A 17469-nucleotide genomic window follows, 5' to 3' on the forward strand; every position below is an offset into this window, starting at 1 on the left:
AAATAATCACACGATGCATTTTGTTGAAAATAGGGCTTGCGCTGGCTTAAAATCTGTATAGAATACGCAGCATCCCGACGCGATACAGCAAACGAACTTAGCTTAGAGGGTTAGGTTGTTAAATGTTTATTGCGTCTTATTTATCACTGACGAAGTGATAAATTAATCATTAAGAGAATATGAAGAACAACTTGTGTGGATTTTTACTGATTGATTGATCGAAATATTATCATTGATTGATTGGTTTAAATTACTCGAAGTTTATTTGAGAGAATTTGTCAGTACATTGATGAGCCAGAATTGTGACCTTAAGTCACTAATGATTTTTAACTGAAGAGTTTGATCATGGCTCAGATTGAACGCTGGCGGCAGGCTTAACACATGCAAGTCGAGCGGGGGAGATTGCTTCGGTAATTGACCTAGCGGCGGACGGGTGAGTAATACTTAGGAATCTGCCTATTAATGGGGGACAACATCTCGAAAGGGATGCTAATACCGCATACGCCCTACGGGGGAAAGCAGGGGATCACTTGTGACCTTGCGTTAATAGATGAGCCTAAGTCGGATTAGCTAGTTGGTGGGGTAAAGGCCTACCAAGGCGACGATCTGTAGCGGGTCTGAGAGGATGATCCGCCACACTGGGACTGAGACACGGCCCAGACTCCTACGGGAGGCAGCAGTGGGGAATATTGGACAATGGGGGGAACCCTGATCCAGCCATGCCGCGTGTGTGAAGAAGGCCTTATGGTTGTAAAGCACTTTAAGCGAGGAGGAGGCTCTTCTAGTTAATACCTAGGATGAGTGGACGTTACTCGCAGAATAAGCACCGGCTAACTCTGTGCCAGCAGCCGCGGTAATACAGAGGGTGCGAGCGTTAATCGGATTTACTGGGCGTAAAGCGTGCGTAGGCGGCTTTTTAAGTCGGATGTGAAATCCCCGAGCTTAACTTGGGAATTGCATTCGATACTGGGAAGCTAGAGTATGGGAGAGGATGGTAGAATTCCAGGTGTAGCGGTGAAATGCGTAGAGATCTGGAGGAATACCGATGGCGAAGGCAGCCATCTGGCCTAATACTGACGCTGAGGTACGAAAGCATGGGGAGCAAACAGGATTAGATACCCTGGTAGTCCATGCCGTAAACGATGTCTACTAGCCGTTGGGGCCTTTGAGGCTTTAGTGGCGCAGCTAACGCGATAAGTAGACCGCCTGGGGAGTACGGTCGCAAGACTAAAACTCAAATGAATTGACGGGGGCCCGCACAAGCGGTGGAGCATGTGGTTTAATTCGATGCAACGCGAAGAACCTTACCTGGTCTTGACATAGTAAGAACTTTCCAGAGATGGATTGGTGCCTTCGGGAACTTACATACAGGTGCTGCATGGCTGTCGTCAGCTCGTGTCGTGAGATGTTGGGTTAAGTCCCGCAACGAGCGCAACCCTTTTCCTTATTTGCCAGCACTTCGGGTGGGAACTTTAAGGATACTGCCAGTGACAAACTGGAGGAAGGCGGGGACGACGTCAAGTCATCATGGCCCTTACGACCAGGGCTACACACGTGCTACAATGGTCGGTACAAAGGGTTGCTACCTAGCGATAGGATGCTAATCTCAAAAAGCCGATCGTAGTCCGGATTGGAGTCTGCAACTCGACTCCATGAAGTCGGAATCGCTAGTAATCGCGGATCAGAATGCCGCGGTGAATACGTTCCCGGGCCTTGTACACACCGCCCGTCACACCATGGGAGTTTGTTGCACCAGAAGTAGGTAGTCTAACCGTAAGGAGGACGCTTACCACGGTGTGGCCGATGACTGGGGTGAAGTCGTAACAAGGTAGCCGTAGGGGAACCTGCGGCTGGATCACCTCCTTAACGAAAGATTGACGATTGGTAAGAATCCACAACAAGTTGTTCTTCATTGATGTATCTGAGGGTCTGTAGCTCAGTTGGTTAGAGCACACGCTTGATAAGCGTGGGGTCACAAGTTCAAGTCTTGTCAGACCCACCAAGTCTACTGAACACAGAAGAGCAGATATATTAAGATCTTAAGCTGGGGACTTAGCTTAGTTGGTAGAGCGCCTGCTTTGCACGCAGGAGGTCAACGGTTCGACTCCGTTAGTCTCCACCAAATTTGAGGAAAAACAAAGCAACGCTTTGTCCGAAAATTTAAGCAAGAAGCTATGCTTCGCGCAGGCACCCATTTGAAAGATAAGATTGATTATAGAATTTAATGAACATTGAGTTTATTAACTTCTGTGATTTATCACAGTTAACTACTCGCTGACGAGGCGGTAGTGAATCATTAACAGAATATATTTGAGTTGAAATAATTGTTTAAACTCGTTTTAGTTGATGTTAGCAAGTAATTGTTAATGTTGAGTGAAATGAGCACTAGCGATAAAACTGAATCAAGCGTTTTGGTATATGAATTAAATTGAAGCTGTATGGTGATTAAGTTCACAGGCAACAAATAGAAGTGATTAAGTTCACATTGTTGATCCTCCTTGTAGGGATTAACGACTGTTTGGGGTTGTATAGTCAAGTAATTAAGTGCATGTGGTGGATGCCTTGGCAGTCAGAGGCGATGAAAGACGTAATAGCCTGCGATAAGCTTCGGGGAGGCGGCAAATATCCTGTGATCCGGAGATTTCTGAATGGGGAAACCCACTTACCATAAGGTAGGTATCGCATGATGAATACATAGTCATGCGAGGCGAACGAGGGGAAGTGAAACATCTCAGTACCCTTAGGAAAAGAAATCAATTGAGATTCCCTCAGTAGCGGCGAGCGAACGGGGATCAGCCCATTAAGTTATATGTGTTTTAGCGGAAAGCTCTGGGAAGTGCTACCGTAGAGGGTGATAGTCCCGTACACGAAAGGGCACATATAATGATGACGAGTAGGGCGAGGCACGTGAAACCTTGTCTGAATATGGGGGGACCATCCTCCAAGGCTAAATACTCCTGACTGACCGATAGTGAACCAGTACCGTGAGGGAAAGGCGAAAAGAACCCCTGTGAGGGGAGTGAAATAGATCCTGAAACCGCATGCATACAAGCAGTGGGAGCCGACTTGTTCGGTGACTGCGTACCTTTTGTATAATGGGTCAGCGACTTATATTCAGTAGCAAGGTTAACCGCATAGGGGAGCCGTAGAGAAATCGAGTCTTAATAGGGCGTTTAGTTGCTGGGTATAGACCCGAAACCGGGTGATCTATCCATGAGCAGGTTGAAGGTTGGGTAACACTAACTGGAGGACCGAACCCACTGTCGTTGAAAAGCCAGGGGATGACTTGTGGATAGGGGTGAAAGGCTAATCAAACTCGGTGATAGCTGGTTCTCCCCGAAAGCTATTTAGGTAGCGCCTCGGACGAATACCATAGGGGGTAGAGCACTGTTTCGGCTAGGGGGTCATCCCGACTTACCAAACCGATGCAAACTCCGAATACCTATGAGTACTATCCGGGAGACAGACTGCGGGTGCTAACGTCCGTAGTCAAGAGGAAAACAATCCAGACCGCCAGCTAAGGCCCCCAAATTATAGTTAAGTGGGAAACGATGTGGGAAGGCATAGACAGCTAGGAGGTTGGCTTAGAAGCAGCCACCCTTTAAAGAAAGCGTAATAGCTCACTAGTCGAGTCGGCCTGCGCGGAAGATGTAACGGGGCTAAAACTATATGCCGAAGCTGCGGATGTATACTATGTATACGTGGTAGGGGAGCGTTCTGTAAGCCGATGAAGGTGTATTGAGAAGTATGCTGGAGGTATCAGAAGTGCGAATGCTGACGTGAGTAACGACAAAACGGGTGAAAAACCCGTTCGCTGAAAGACCAAGGGTTCCAGTCCAACGTTAATCGGGGCTGGGTGAGTCGACCCCTAAGGCGAGGCCGAGAGGCGTAGTCGATGGGAAATTGGTTAATATTCCAATACTTCTGTGTAATGCGATGAGAGGACGGAGAAAGTTAAGTCAGCCTGGCGTTGGTTGTCCAGGTGAAAGGCAGTAGGCATGCATCTTAGGCAAATCCGGGGTGCTCTATGCTGAGAGCTGATAGCAAGCTAGTTTACTAGCGAAGTGGCTGATACTATGCTTCCAGGAAAAGTCTCTAAGCTTCAGTTACACAGGAATCGTACCCTAAACCGACACAGGTGGTCAGGTCGAGTAGACCAAAGCGCTTGAGAGAACTCTGCTGAAGGAACTAGGCAAAATGGTACCGTAACTTCGGGAGAAGGTACGCTGCTGACGGTGATAGGACTTGCTCCTTGAGCTATTGGCAGCCACAGAAACCAGGCCCCTGCAACTGTTTATTAAAAACATAGCACTCTGCAAACACGAAAGTGGACGTATAGGGTGTGATGCCTGCCCGGTGCTGGAAGGTTAATTGATGGGGTTAGCGTAAGCGAAGCTCTTGATCGAAGCCCCAGTAAACGGCGGCCGTAACTATAACGGTCCTAAGGTAGCGAAATTCCTTGTCGGGTAAGTTCCGACCTGCACGAATGGCATAATGATGGGGGCGCTGTCTCCAGCAGAGGCTCAGTGAAATCGAAATCGCCGTGAAGATGCGGTGTACCCGCGGCTAGACGGAAAGACCCCGTGAACCTTTACTGCAGCTTGACATTGAACTTTGATCTTACTTGTGTAGGATAGGTGGGAGGCTTTGAAGTAGTGACGCCAGTTGCTATGGAGCCATCCTTGAAATACCACCCTGGTAATATTGAGGTTCTAACTCTGTCCCGTTATCCGGGACGAGGACCATGTCTGGTGGGTAGTTTGACTGGGGCGGTCTCCTCCTAAAGAGTAACGGAGGAGTACGAAGGTGCGCTCAGCGTGGTCGGAAATCACGCGTAGAGTATAAAGGCAAAAGCGCGCTTAACTGCGAGACCCACAAGTCGAGCAGGTACGAAAGTAGGTCTTAGTGATCCGGTGGTTCTGTATGGAAGGGCCATCGCTCAACGGATAAAAGGTACTCTGGGGATAACAGGCTGATACCGCCCAAGAGTTCATATCGACGGCGGTGTTTGGCACCTCGATGTCGGCTCATCTCATCCTGGGGCTGAAGCAGGTCCCAAGGGTATGGCTGTTCGCCATTTAAAGAGGTACGCGAGCTGGGTTTAGAACGTCGTGAGACAGTTCGGTCCCTATCTACCGTGGGCGTTGGAAATTTGAGAGGATCTGCTCCTAGTACGAGAGGACCAGAGTGGACGAACCTCTGGTGTACCGGTTGTGACGCCAGTCGCATCGCCGGGTAGCTATGTTCGGAAGGGATAACCGCTGAAAGCATCTAAGCGGGAAGCCTACCTCAAGATAAGATTTCCCTAGGACTTTATGTCCTCTAAAGAGCCGTTGAAGACTACGACGTTGATAGGTTGGATGTGGAAGTGCGGTGACGCATGAAGCTGACCAATACTAATTGCTCGTGAGGCTTGACTATACAACACCCAAGCAGTTGTATATGAAGCATCATTTGATTCATAAAAGATCAAACATACTTGATTTAGTTGAAAAGCTAGTTACAATACCCAACTCAAATGTTCTGTTAAACTCATTTGGTACGAAGTAAGGCATTTAAATAAGACCCGAACAAGTCCATAACAGTTTGCTGGCGACAATAGCAAGAGTGAACCACCTGATCCCTTCCCGAACTCAGAAGTGAAACCTCTTAGCGCTGATGGTAGTGTGGGGTTACCCATGTGAGAGTAAGTCATCGCCAGCTTTTAAATCTAAAACACCCCGATCTCTAGCGAGAGCGGGGTGTTTTTTTATATGCGGAGAAAAATAATAAATAGTAAGAATAAGATGTAAATTTTGCTGTTTCACTTCCTCATCAAAATATAGCAAAGTAGGATAGAGTTAAGACTAACTAGAGTTAAGACTAACTATAGTTATTGGTTGCTTAGGCAGAATAGAAAGAAGAATGACATTTAACGGAAATAGATAAAATGTACTGCTTTAAAACCTATCTATCCTCCAACATATTTCCTTATTTTTATGAAATTTCCTTTCCTTCCTCATAACTTGAAAAATGAAAGCATCAACTGAATAAATTTATGCAATATACTGTTAAATGAATTGAGCTTAAAATCCATTTTTATTTCTGTTAGGTGTTCTTATGCAATGGGTGGTTGCTGAAACATATTCATTTCCTTACGAGGCTCAGATTGCCAAAACGCAATTAGAAGCAGCAGAAATTCCAGCACGTATTGAAAATGAACATACCATTAATATGGATTGGCTTTACTCCAATGCTTTGGGTGGTGTGCGACTGTTAGTTCCTGAAAGCTATGCAGAGGAGGCTAAAGCATTACTTGCCCAAGATTTTAGCCAAGAATTAGAACAACAGTTTGGAGCAAGTGAAAGTTGCCCTCATTGTGGTAGTCGTGATATACAGCCATATACCGAAGGAAAACGTCCCGCTTATTTGGTTTTTCTATTGCTTGGTTTTCCGCTCTTTTTTTATAAAAATGGAACGAAGTGTAGACAGTGCCAACATTTTTGGAGTTAGTGCTCTATTGGAAAATCGGCAAGATATTTTAAATAAGCAAACTTTAGATCAAATAAATTACTTACTAGAAAATATCGTAAAATTTGATCAATAAAAGCAAAACATCATTCAAAAGGATTTTGAAGTTGAAGGGATAGTCAAAGACTATATGGATTTTCATATTAAAGAATTAGGTTATGATTGCTTAGAAAAAATTGGGATTTCTAATCCATCCACTGATTGTGGTCAAAATAGATCATCAAGGTCATTTAGATCATTTAAGTATCTAAGTTGGGAAAGTTGAAATATAGAGCTAAATCTAACATGTTCATATTTTGCTAAAATGAAACAAAAACTAAGCTTTAAGCTTGATATATTCTGTGTTGAGTTTATATGCTTATTTGTACAAGTATAAGTAATTAATATTTGCTGAAAGCTGAATCGTACAATTTACAAATAATGGATGGACATGGATAGAAATACTCCCATTTATGTTTCTTTAACAGGTACAAATAGCCATCAGATAAAAATTCCTGCTGGGCAAGGAAGCTTCTCAATTGGTCGAATCGGCATGGACAAGAAAAAGTTTGATGTTCTTGTTGAAGAAAATGCTGTAATCAATTGGGATGCTTTTAATACTTTTTATACGCCACATGGTCAACAAAATGCGCATTTACATCCTTATGGGGATTGGCCAAGATTTTTTTATTATTGGGGAAATGATCAAGGTTTTACTGAATGGTCGAAGAAAAGAGTAATAGAAGATTTTTCTTGGCGACCTACGCAAGCAATTTGTCTAGATTTAAGTCATGCTCAAATTCATAACTTTTCAATCAAAGCAGATCAACATCCAATCACATTAGTTTTAAATCATGCTGATGATGAGAATAAGAAGAGTGTACATTCGCTTCATTTGGCTGGTCATATTGAGCAATTTGAAATTATTACCACAGCAGCATATCCCCATATGAGAATAGAGCCAACGACAAGCAAAGATCCAATGGTATCGGCATACCATCTTCCTGTTATGAAAAATTTAGCGGCAATAACTTCGTTAGATTTAACTGTTAAACCTTTAGGTCAAGCTTTTGATTGTGAAAGCTTATTACAGTTTCCTAATTTAAAAAATCTAAACTTAACTGGGAATATAACCAATACAGCAAGTTTAAAGCAACTTCAGCAACTTGAATGTATTGGAATACGCTATGCTGTAAATTTGGAAGGCTTTCCAGCTTTAAATACTTGGGAAAACTTAAGGTCCTTCATTGGATGGAATATTGATGAAAAAACAGGGAAAAGGTTAAATGCTGAATTAAAGCATTTGGCTAAAGAAAAACAATTGGATTATTCGTCGGTGTCTAAACTGAGGAGTTCAATATGGTTTACCACTGAATATGGAATTCCATTTGAAAATTGGGAAAGCAATAATGCAAAAATTGCGATCAAAGCATATAAATCTGCTTTAAAAGAAATCTCCAAGGCGAAGACAAAGCAAGATGTGAAAGGGGCAATTATTGAACTTGTTGAGATAATTAATACATTGCCCAATATTGAAACTGTTGAAAGAGAAGATACTGGTCTTGCTGTACTGCAACTAGTTGAAGCTTCAACATTCGATATAGATCAACAAACAGTGAATACTTGGTTTGATGAAATACGAGATTTTTAAAATATTCTGTTGTTAAGTAAAAAACGGCAAGATTTCTTGCCATTTTTTTAATTAGGATTAGAAGCTATATCCTGTAACTTACGATCGCCACGACGATTTTTCTGTCGTTGCAAAAATATATTCAGCTTTTAGTTGGATCGGTGTGGAAGAAGTTGCATATGCAAAGAACTCCATTGAATTATCCGTGCCACACTATTTAATCAATCCACTTCAGTATGCCTAAAAAGCGGATTTGGTTGCACTTGGTGGATAATGTTATGCTAGTAAAAGCTTAAAATCAGGCAGTAAAATAAATGATAAAACAGCAAGAAACATTGAGTCCGTTGCAAGTTGAAAACCTATTAAAAACCTTAGCACAGCGTTTTCAGCAGCATACAGAACGACATGCACAAATGAGCTGGGATTTTGTCCAAAAACAACTTTTGCTTTGTCCTGAAAAGTTATGGGCTTTACAACAAATGGAAATGACTGGCGGTGAGCCTGATGTGGTTGTTTTACCGAACTCAGAAGGTGTGTATTTTTTTGATTGTGCAGTTGAGTCTCCAAAAGGACGGCGTAGTCTGTGTTATGACCGAGAGGCATTACTCAGTCGCAAGGATTATCCTCCTGAAGATACGGTGATCGACTGGGTAAATAAGCATGCCTTAGCACTAATGACTGAACAACAGTATTATGCTCTACAGCAAATATTCAATTTTGACTTAAAAACATCAAGCTGGGTCGAAACTCCAACGATATTACGTCAGCAAGGCGGGGCGATCTTTTGTGATCAGCGTTATGGGCGTACATTTACCTATCATAATGGTGCTGCCTCATATTATGCGAGTCGTGGGTTTCGAACCTATATCAAACTTTAATTGTTAAAAATTGACAGCGTGAAATCCTAAGATTCTGTCGAGCTTGCTTGTATTTTTGTATTTAGATATAACTGCTGTTCTATCCTACATATTGATATTTAAATTAGTGATTTTTAATTTTGGTTTGGGGTGCTGTATGCCTATCCAACCATGACATTCATATTGCTACAAAAGATCTGTCATAGATGATGAAATGATATGTGCGTTATTTATAAGAGCGCTAAATTTATATGATGGTTACTCAGCTAATGAATATGTATTTTATAAAATGAGCTTTTGAATTATTGAGTCGAAAAAAACGGCAAGATCACTTGCCGTTTTTTATTAAAGGTTCGGATTAGAAGTTATATTCCATACCTAAGCCAATAACAGTTTTCTTTTTCTCTGGTGTAGATGTAGTTGACCAATCACGCTTTTGTTGACCAACAACACCGTAGAAGCGGGCTTGTTTGTTGATGTTGTAATCAGCGCCAATCCCGTAAAGGTCTTGTTTACGATCATCACGGCCATCTAGTTCTGTTGTTGCAGAAATATATTCAGCTTTTAGCTTAATCGGTGTAGAAGGAATCGCATATGCAGCAGTGATGCCATAAGCATTTTCTTTCAAGCCTTTGAACGATGTTACTGTAGTACCAGAAGTGGTTGCAACAGTATCATCAGACGGTTTAGCAGTTTGCCATAATGCACCAAATACTAAGCCATCAAGACCCGCAGGTTTCAAGTCTACAGAACCTGTAACACGGATTGCGTCAGAGTAGATTGTGTTGCTACCTAATTCAGAGTTATATGCATTATATTTAGATGCAACACCGAAGTTACCTGCAACAGCAGCAGCAAAACCGTAGTCTTTGTTGTCATAAGTAAGTGATGTAGAGATACCATCTCCGAAACTATCACGGCTACCTTTTTGACCTTTAGCATCATTTTTTAAAGCAGATGATTCTTCACCTTGCTGGAACATGATGTTGAAAGCTAAACCAGCCAATAATTTTTTATCAGTTTCAAAACCGATCACGTTTTTTAAACGATCTTCACCAACTAAAATCGCAGTCATATCGAGTTCGTTGTGATCGTTGAAGATATCTTGGTTGTTACCAGCAGCATTTTTGAAATATGAATCAAACTGACCAACTTTTAACGTTGCGATACCGTCTGATTTAATCCCCACGAAACGGTTACGGTTAGTGAAAGCATCGCCATCACCATCAGCACTGATTTGCCATTCTGCCAAGTAAACAGCAGACAATTTATCTGTTAATTTCTCTTCGCCTTTAACACCAATACGAGAAGCGTTAGAGTTTACTTTAGTTACGCTTTCGTCTTTAAAGCCATTCTTATCAATTTGATCTAAAGTTACGTTGAATTTACCATACAATGTTGGCGCTGCTTGAGCTGCGCTTATGCTAAGGGTGGCGATTGCTGCAGCGAGTAGCACTTTTTTCATTGAGATTTCTCCAAAACATGTTCAATGGGTTTGCAGTTACTTTTTTTATTCAGTAAGTGTGGGTTTGTGCACTACTTACTAACTTGCATGCAGTATCTGTAAACTTTGTTACATATCAGTGAAGAAAAAATGACAATTTAATGACGCGAATTTAACATTTGTGTAATTTGAATAAAAAATGAGGCTTGATTAGCCCCATTGATTCTAAAAAGGTTTTTAATTAAGCCAGTGCAGCCTTAATTTTTTCAGCAAACCCTTTAATTTTTTCCTGATCACCCATTTGAATAGCATGACGACCTAATTCATGCACCGAACTCGGAATCAAATGAAAGTGTACATGAGGTACAGTTTGTCCAGCAGCAGCTCCAGAAAGTTGCATCAATACAATACCTTGAGCATCCAAAGCTATTTCAATTGCTTGTGCTATTTTTTGCACAATCTTGATTGTATAAGCTGCAATTTCAGGATCTAAGTCGAGCAATGTCACAGCTGGCGTCTTCGGAATAATCAGGGTATGCCCATCGGCTTGCGGCATGATATCCATAAATGCAAGCACATGATCATCTTCATAAACTTTAATTGCAGGAAGTTCACCACGTAAAATTCGTGCAAATATATTCTGATCATCATAAGCCATGTTTATTTCCTTGAAGGTGTGAATGTGATTATTTACAGTTCAATTCTTTCTGACGTTCCTTGATAGAGTCAAGTTTTTGCTGCTCTTTTTCAGAAAATTTAGGCTTACTTGTATAACAATTGTCATTATTATATTTTGCTTTTGCTTCAGGATCTTTAAAACAGAACCCTTTTGATGCATAAATGACATTGTAATCATCTTGCAATTTTTTACATTCTTGGGTGTTATCAGCAAAAGCGTGACTAGCGACTAAAATAGATAAACTAGAAAGTGTAGCAATTACATATTTATTCATGATACGACCTCGAAATTGACATATTTACATGTCACTTAATGTGATTATAAGGTTTAGTTGTGATTATTCAATGATGAAAAATTAATCTAATGTAATTTTGCTCCATGATTCATACATTTTTACCGCGGTAGAAAAATCGCTATCAGGCTCTGAAAGACTATTGGCTGCGGTAATTAAGCTTTGTGTTAAACCAAGAATAGGTGCTGATAATCTTGCATCACGAACTAAATCAATGGCAATACCTGTATCTTTTGCCAATAAGGGTAAAGCAAAGGTCAGTGGAAAGCTACGATTGAGGATACGTTGCGGTAGTGCAGTTTCAGTCACACCACTTTTACCACTGGATGCATTGATACAATCAAGCGCTTCATTTAAATCTACCCCATGTGCTTTCAGCGTGGTAAATCCTTCAGCGGCAGCACATAAATGAACCGCCATCATCATATTATTTACCGCTTTTACAGCAAAGCCTGCACCTGAGTCACCAACACGTTTAATTAATTTACCCATCACTTGCATTGCAGGTAGGGCAATTTGAAACGCTTCTGCCGCACCGCCGACCATAAAAGTCAGCGTTGCATTCTCAGCACCAATGGTTTGACCACTTACAGGTGCATCTAAGAAGTGAATATTATTTTTGAGCAGATACTCAGATTGTTTACGCGCAGCATCAGGTACACCACTGGTACAGTCGACCCAAATCGCGCCATTTTTGATCTTTAAATCTTGGATTAAATCATCGATATCTTGGCTGGTCGGTAAACATGAAAAAATAATATCAGCTTGCACCGCTTGATCGAGTTCGACAGCTTGAGTACCAAACTCAGTTGCATGTTGCTTGGCCTTTGCAAAATTTCGATTCCACACATATACGGTATCAAAATGTTTGGGTAAATGTGCTGCCATACGATAGCCCATTGCGCCTAAACCAATAAATGCAACTGTAGTCTTCATATCTATCTCTTAAATTTTTGTCGATCTTTGTTCTAACCATCTGGACAGTGTAGGCCAAAATTCATCTGCACTTTTTTGACTAGACATTAGCCCTAAATGTCCCCCAGGAATAAGAGTAAACGTGACATCACTACTCTTTGTCAATTCGCTTAAAGGCTTAACTGCATCTGCGGTGACCATTTGATCATTTTTTCCAGCCCCAATCATCAATGAACAGTTGATATTGCTAAGTTCAATTTTATGGTTACTGAGCTGAATTGACCCATTTTTCAGTGGATTTTGCAGCCAAACATTAAATAACATGTCTTGATTAACACCACCGGGGTAATCCACCATGTGATTTAAAAAATTTCCAAGGGTGGCGTGTTCATGCAAGAGCTCTTTGTCGTCTAGATTTAACAACAATTGTTTATGACCCTCATACCAACCCTTTGGATCTAAAATCTTAAAACCAATGGCATTGAGTAAGCCCGGGGTATGGATCAGTTTTTTCGGTAAACCACCTTTATATAACGTATCTTTCAGTTTTTGATTCTTTATAATCAAATTATTTATTTTTTGATAAAGTTTACCGATGCCACCCGATGCATAACTGTCAATTGGGCTGGCCAGTATAATTAAGTTTTTAACATAATTGGGTTGGCGTAATGCCGTGTAAAGTAATACAAAAATGCCGGCCATGCTCCAGCCATGCAATGAAATTTGCTCACTTTGAGCATGTTCTCGGATTTTATTAATGCATAACGGCATAGCTTCATCAATAAAATATAAAAAGTTTAAGTTGCGATCCTGATAACTGAGTTTTCCCCAGTCCAATAAATACACATCATAGCCTTGTTCGGTAAAATATTTGATAAGTGAACGATAAGGGTAGAGGTCGTAAATTGCCATATTGATCGACAATGGTGCTGTAAAAACCAAAGGTTCCTTAAATTTTTTTTCAGCAGCTGCGTAGTAACGCACTTTGGTTTGATGATGCTCTGCAATAATTTCATAAGGGGTACTTTGAGATAAAACCAATGACTTACCATTGAAGATACGTGTGGTTAGATTCTTCAATTTGGATTTGCGCTGTTGGAACTTAGCTGATACTTGTGTCATAAGCGGTGATTGTCTCATTTTTATGCAGATTTAAGCGAAGTGTATGTGATAATTTACGATTTTACCTTGACCTTAAATACATAGGGCGCTCAAAATGTTGGCAATATTTTACAAAGGCAGTTTTTGGACTGAGTAGTTGAAATGAGCCAGCACGACGACATTGAATACCAACTTGATACTTTAGCGATTCGTACAGGTCATACACGCAGTTTTGAAGGTGAACATAGTGAGCCAATTTTCCTCACTTCGTCATTTGTGTATGAAAATGCAGCGGAAGCAGCAGCAAAATTCTCTGGTGCTGAACCAGGTAATATTTATTCACGTTTTACCAATCCAACTGTAGCAATGTTTGAAACGCGTTTAGCTGCACTAGAAGGTGGTGAACGCGCTGTGGCAACAAGTTCGGGTATGGCTGCAATCATGGCCGTTGCAATGTCGTTCTTAAAGGCAGGCGATCATGTGATTTGTTCACGTGCTGTTTTTGGTTCTACAGTTTCATTATTTGAAAAATATGTCGCTAAATTTAATGTCGCAGTGACTTTTGTTGATTTAACTGATTTAACCGCTTGGCAAGACGCGGTTCGTCCTGAAACCCGATTACTGTTTGTTGAGTCACCATCAAATCCCTTGGCTGAAGTCGCAGATATTCAAGCATTATCAGATTTAGCACATGCAAATGATGCTTTATTGGCGATTGATAATAGTTTTTGCACACCAATTTTACAGCGTCCATTGCAATTTGGCGCAGATTTAGTGATTTACTCTGCCACCAAATATCTAGATGGACAAGGTCGTGCACTGGGTGGTGCTGTGGTCGGTAGTCACAAATTACTTGAAGAAGTATTTGGTTATGTTCGTACCACTGGCCCATCGATGAGCCCATTCAATGCATGGGTCTTTTTGAAAGGTTTAGAAACCTTAAGACTGCGTATGAAAGCGCATTCTGAAAGTGCACAAAAAATTGCCGAGTGGCTGGTTGCTCATCCAAAAGTGGAAAAGGTTTATTTTGCTGGCTTAGCAGATCATGTTGGGCATGAGTTAGCAGCCAAACAACAAACTGGTTTTGGTGGAATCGTTTCTTTTGAAGTGAAAGGTGAACGAGAAGGTGCTTGGAAAGTTATTGACCATACACAATTTATCTCGATTACAGGTAATTTAGGTGATGCTAAGTCAACAATTACCCATCCAGCGACAACGACTCATGGTAAGCTTTCTCCTGAAGCAAAAGCAGCAGCGGGTATTCGTGAAGGTTTAATCCGTTTGTCTGTTGGCTTAGAAGATGTCGATGATATTATCCGTGACCTTTCTCATGGATTAGATTTAATTTAAGATAAGCAAAATTTGCAAAACAGTTTCTTTCATTTTCTTCTAGGCTTTTAAAAAACTAGTCATGAAAGTGCAAGACAGAGATTTAATTTAGGACTTTTGTTCGGAGTATTTTATGAACATTAATATGCTTATGCAGCAAGCGCAACGTATGCAGAAAGATATGGAAAGCAACGTTAAAAAGGCAAAAGAACAACTTGCCCAAACTGAAGTGAATGCTGAAGCTGGTGGCGGTTTGGTAAAAGTAACAATGACTTGCCGTAATGTTGTTAAGCGTATCGAAATCAGTCCAGATTTGTTACAAGACGATCCAGATATGATTGAAGACTTGATTGCAGCAGCAATGAATGACGCGGCTCGCCAAGCTGAAGTCATTACAGAAACGAAGATGAAAGAAGCCAATTCAGGTATGGGTTTACCACCAGGTCTTTCAGGTTTGTTCTAAGGAATCATAGGTGTTTAGCGACCGTTTTGATCAACTCGTACAAGCTTTACGAATCTTACCCAGTGTTGGGCCGAAATCGGCTCAACGTATGGCACTCCATCTGATCATGAAAAATAAAGAAGGTGCTATTGGTTTGGCGCATGCGCTAAATGAAGCAACTTCCTATATTCATGAGTGTAGTGTTTGTCATTCTTTAACTGAAAATGAAGTCTGTGATATTTGTTGCTCAAATGATCGGGATGATCAGCTGCTTTGTGTGGTTGAGTCTCCTGCAGATGTAATGGCAATAGAACAGTCTGGTAGCTTTAGGGGCAAATATCATGTATTGGGTGGGCATTTGTCGCCTTTAGATGGTATTGGTCCTGAAGAAATAGGTATTCCATATTTAGTGCAGCGTTTAACCGATGGTAAAATTACTGAAGTAATTTTAGCCACCAATGCAACAGTAGAAGGGCAAGCGACTGCGCATTATCTTGTAGAAGCGACAAAACATTTGTCTTTGCAAATGACACGAATCGCACAGGGTGTTCCACAAGGTGGTGAATTGGAATATGTGGATAGCCATACATTGAGTCAGGCTGTTCATAATCGCATGAGAATGAAATAGCGATCTTAGACTTGGTACCATTTAGAGTTTGTTGAGCTTGGATGTTTAGCGCAAATGCGATAACGATTAAAAGATCAACAAACTCTGTCTCATTTAAAAATTATTTACATTCAATCTAAATTTTTTAGGTAAACTCAAGCTAAAGCAATGATTAGCCATGTTATTTATTACTTTAAAATATACTTTTATTAAGTTGTAAAACCTATATATAAAATAAATATTCACAAGAAACTTTATTGAAAAATAAGGTGTTTACGGAGAATTAGTTTAAAAATATTATATTTAAATTTTATATATTAAGGTAAAATCATATTTCATTTGAATGTAACATTTTGACTTAAACTGACATGTTTCAATTTATTAATCAACAGACCGATCTCGAACATGTGTTGAACTTGATGCAACATACCTCGACTTATGGTCTAGACACTGAATTTATTAAAGTCGACACACTTTGGCCAAAACTCGGTGTATTCCAAATTAATGTCAATGGTCAAGTATTTTTGCTCGACGGTACAACCTTAAATTTAGATCGCTTTTGGTTTCAACTTTTTCAAGCACAGCAAAATATTTTTCATGCTTGTGGAGAAGATATTGATCTCATTTATCATTATGCAGATCAGAAAAATCTGAAAAATGTCTTCGATACCCAAGTGGGGTTGTCTTTTTTAGGACATGGTCTACAGGTCAGTTATCAAAATGCATTGAAATTGGTGTTAGAGATTGATATTGATAAAGATCAAACACGTTCAGATTGGCTGGCTCGACCGTTAACAGATGAACAAATGAATTATGCAGCCAATGATGTTTTATACATTATGCGTCTGGCTGAAAAAGTAAAAGCTGAATTGGTCGAGAAAAGCTTATACTCACATGTGCTTGAAGATTGTCAAAATTTAACCTTTGAAATTGCTTCAGAAACTCCAAAAGAAAAATTATATTGTGATATTGGTAATTATCGTCATTCCAGAAAACAATTGATGCAATTGCAACAATTAAGTGTTTGGCGTGAAGAAATGGTTAAGGCACTCAATCAACCACGTAGCTTTATTCTAAAAAATGCCACGATGATTGATTTGGTTGAAGTTAATCCTAAAAATAATTTTCAATTGTCCTCTGTGAAGGGAATACGTCCAAATATTGTGCGTGAACATGGAAAAACAATTTTAGATTTATTGAAGTTTCTGCCTGAAACCGATGAGTGGCCACTGCGTATTGCACGACCAATTAAGCATTCTTCTCAGGGAATCACCCTTGAAGTGGATGAGTTAATTTCTCAGGTTTCATTTGAAATGCAAGTACCTAAAGAAGTACTTATGCGTAAAAAATGGTTAAATGCCTTGTATCATCATGTGGTATTTCATGGCAATGAACAGGATTTACCCGGTTATTTGTTGGGGTGGCGCTATGAATTACTTACCCAGCCACTTATCCATCTGTTACAAGAAGATATTAAGTTTTTAAGTATGCAGATGAAGGTCAATGAATAGCGGCTGTTGCTGCCGTTGTTTAGATGAATAATCATCAATAGCCAAGAAAGCTTACTGCGTTATTGTTGATCAAAGATTTAGCAATTGGACATAAATAACGACTGATGCGTTAACTTTCGATAATGTATCCGTCGTTTTTTTCATGTATGCTGTCAACTAAGTTTTACTGAAGC

At 40.5% G+C, this 17469-nt stretch carries 12 protein-coding genes, 2 tRNA genes and 3 rRNA genes; 12 read left to right on the top strand and 5 right to left on the bottom strand.

Going from position 1 to position 17469, the window contains the following annotated elements:
• The first annotated feature begins 327 nt into the window (after nucleotides 1-327).
• From PYV58_RS08965 to PYV58_RS09000, 8 genes are all read left to right on the top strand, one after another.
• Nucleotides 328-1866: ribosomal RNA gene (locus PYV58_RS08965) — 16S ribosomal RNA — on the top strand.
• 59 nt (nucleotides 1867-1925) lie between these two features.
• A tRNA-Ile gene (locus PYV58_RS08970) sits at nucleotides 1926-2002 on the top strand.
• Between the two features lie 44 nt (nucleotides 2003-2046).
• Nucleotides 2047-2122: transfer RNA gene (locus PYV58_RS08975), tRNA-Ala, on the top strand.
• Between the two features lie 408 nt (nucleotides 2123-2530).
• Nucleotides 2531-5421 (top strand): 23S ribosomal RNA (locus tag PYV58_RS08980).
• A 167-nt stretch (nucleotides 5422-5588) separates the two neighbouring features.
• A 5S ribosomal RNA gene (gene rrf / locus PYV58_RS08985) occupies nucleotides 5589-5703 on the top strand.
• Together the 16S, 23S and 5S rRNA genes with 2 tRNA genes alongside form the textbook arrangement of a ribosomal RNA operon.
• 396 nt (nucleotides 5704-6099) lie before the next feature.
• Complete coding sequence (locus tag PYV58_RS08990; RefSeq protein ID WP_034617263.1) at nucleotides 6100-6492, top strand: DUF2007 domain-containing protein; 393 nt, start codon at nucleotides 6100-6102, stop codon at nucleotides 6490-6492.
• A gap of 448 nt (nucleotides 6493-6940) precedes the next feature.
• Entirely contained in the window at nucleotides 6941-8140 is a 1200-nt protein-coding gene (locus PYV58_RS08995; RefSeq protein ID WP_034617264.1) for a hypothetical protein, read from the top strand.
• Nucleotides 8141-8433: 293 nt separating this feature from the next.
• Nucleotides 8434-8997 carry a DUF4256 domain-containing protein gene (locus tag PYV58_RS09000; protein ID WP_034617265.1) on the top strand — a complete coding sequence of 188 codons (564 nt, stop codon included), beginning with the start codon at nucleotides 8434-8436 and terminating at the stop codon, nucleotides 8995-8997.
• A gap of 337 nt (nucleotides 8998-9334) precedes the next feature.
• Here the strand turns inward: PYV58_RS09000 and PYV58_RS09005 are convergent, their stop codons facing one another.
• From PYV58_RS09005 to PYV58_RS09025, 5 genes are all read right to left on the bottom strand, one after another.
• Nucleotides 9335-10441 (bottom strand): porin, encoded by a 1107-nt coding sequence (locus PYV58_RS09005; RefSeq protein WP_004822251.1) that lies wholly within the window; start codon nucleotides 10439-10441, stop codon nucleotides 9335-9337.
• A 220-nt stretch (nucleotides 10442-10661) separates the two neighbouring features.
• The gene (locus PYV58_RS09010; protein WP_034617266.1) at nucleotides 10662-11078 is read right to left on the bottom strand and encodes an HIT family protein; all 417 of its coding nucleotides are present in this window, start codon (nucleotides 11076-11078) and stop codon (nucleotides 10662-10664) included.
• A gap of 28 nt (nucleotides 11079-11106) precedes the next feature.
• The gene (locus tag PYV58_RS09015) at nucleotides 11107-11373 is read right to left on the bottom strand and encodes a YARHG domain-containing protein (protein ID WP_004719576.1); all 267 of its coding nucleotides are present in this window, start codon (nucleotides 11371-11373) and stop codon (nucleotides 11107-11109) included.
• Nucleotides 11374-11454: 81 nt separating this feature from the next.
• Nucleotides 11455-12327, bottom strand: coding sequence for an NAD(P)-dependent oxidoreductase (locus PYV58_RS09020; protein WP_034617267.1), 873 nt, complete (start codon nucleotides 12325-12327; stop codon nucleotides 11455-11457).
• Nucleotides 12328-12336: 9 nt separating this feature from the next.
• Nucleotides 12337-13428 (bottom strand): alpha/beta fold hydrolase, encoded by a 1092-nt coding sequence (locus PYV58_RS09025; RefSeq protein ID WP_034617277.1) that lies wholly within the window; start codon nucleotides 13426-13428, stop codon nucleotides 12337-12339.
• A gap of 141 nt (nucleotides 13429-13569) precedes the next feature.
• Between PYV58_RS09025 and PYV58_RS09030 the strand changes: the two genes are divergently transcribed.
• From PYV58_RS09030 to PYV58_RS09045, 4 genes are all read left to right on the top strand, one after another.
• The gene (locus PYV58_RS09030; protein WP_004822243.1) at nucleotides 13570-14757 is read left to right on the top strand and encodes an O-succinylhomoserine sulfhydrylase; all 1188 of its coding nucleotides are present in this window, start codon (nucleotides 13570-13572) and stop codon (nucleotides 14755-14757) included.
• 112 nt (nucleotides 14758-14869) lie between these two features.
• On the top strand, nucleotides 14870-15199 hold the full coding sequence (locus PYV58_RS09035) for a YbaB/EbfC family nucleoid-associated protein (protein WP_034617268.1): 330 nt from the start codon (nucleotides 14870-14872) through the stop codon (nucleotides 15197-15199).
• 10 nt (nucleotides 15200-15209) lie between these two features.
• The gene (gene recR, locus PYV58_RS09040) at nucleotides 15210-15806 is read left to right on the top strand and encodes a recombination mediator RecR (protein WP_004719588.1); all 597 of its coding nucleotides are present in this window, start codon (nucleotides 15210-15212) and stop codon (nucleotides 15804-15806) included.
• 347 nt (nucleotides 15807-16153) lie between these two features.
• Nucleotides 16154-17296, top strand: coding sequence for an HRDC domain-containing protein (locus tag PYV58_RS09045; protein WP_016539239.1), 1143 nt, complete (start codon nucleotides 16154-16156; stop codon nucleotides 17294-17296).
• Nucleotides 17297-17469: the final 173 nt, after the last annotated feature.

It is taken from the genome of Acinetobacter sp. TAC-1, from assembly GCF_029025845.1.
Taxonomy (GTDB): domain Bacteria; phylum Pseudomonadota; class Gammaproteobacteria; order Pseudomonadales; family Moraxellaceae; genus Acinetobacter; species Acinetobacter guillouiae.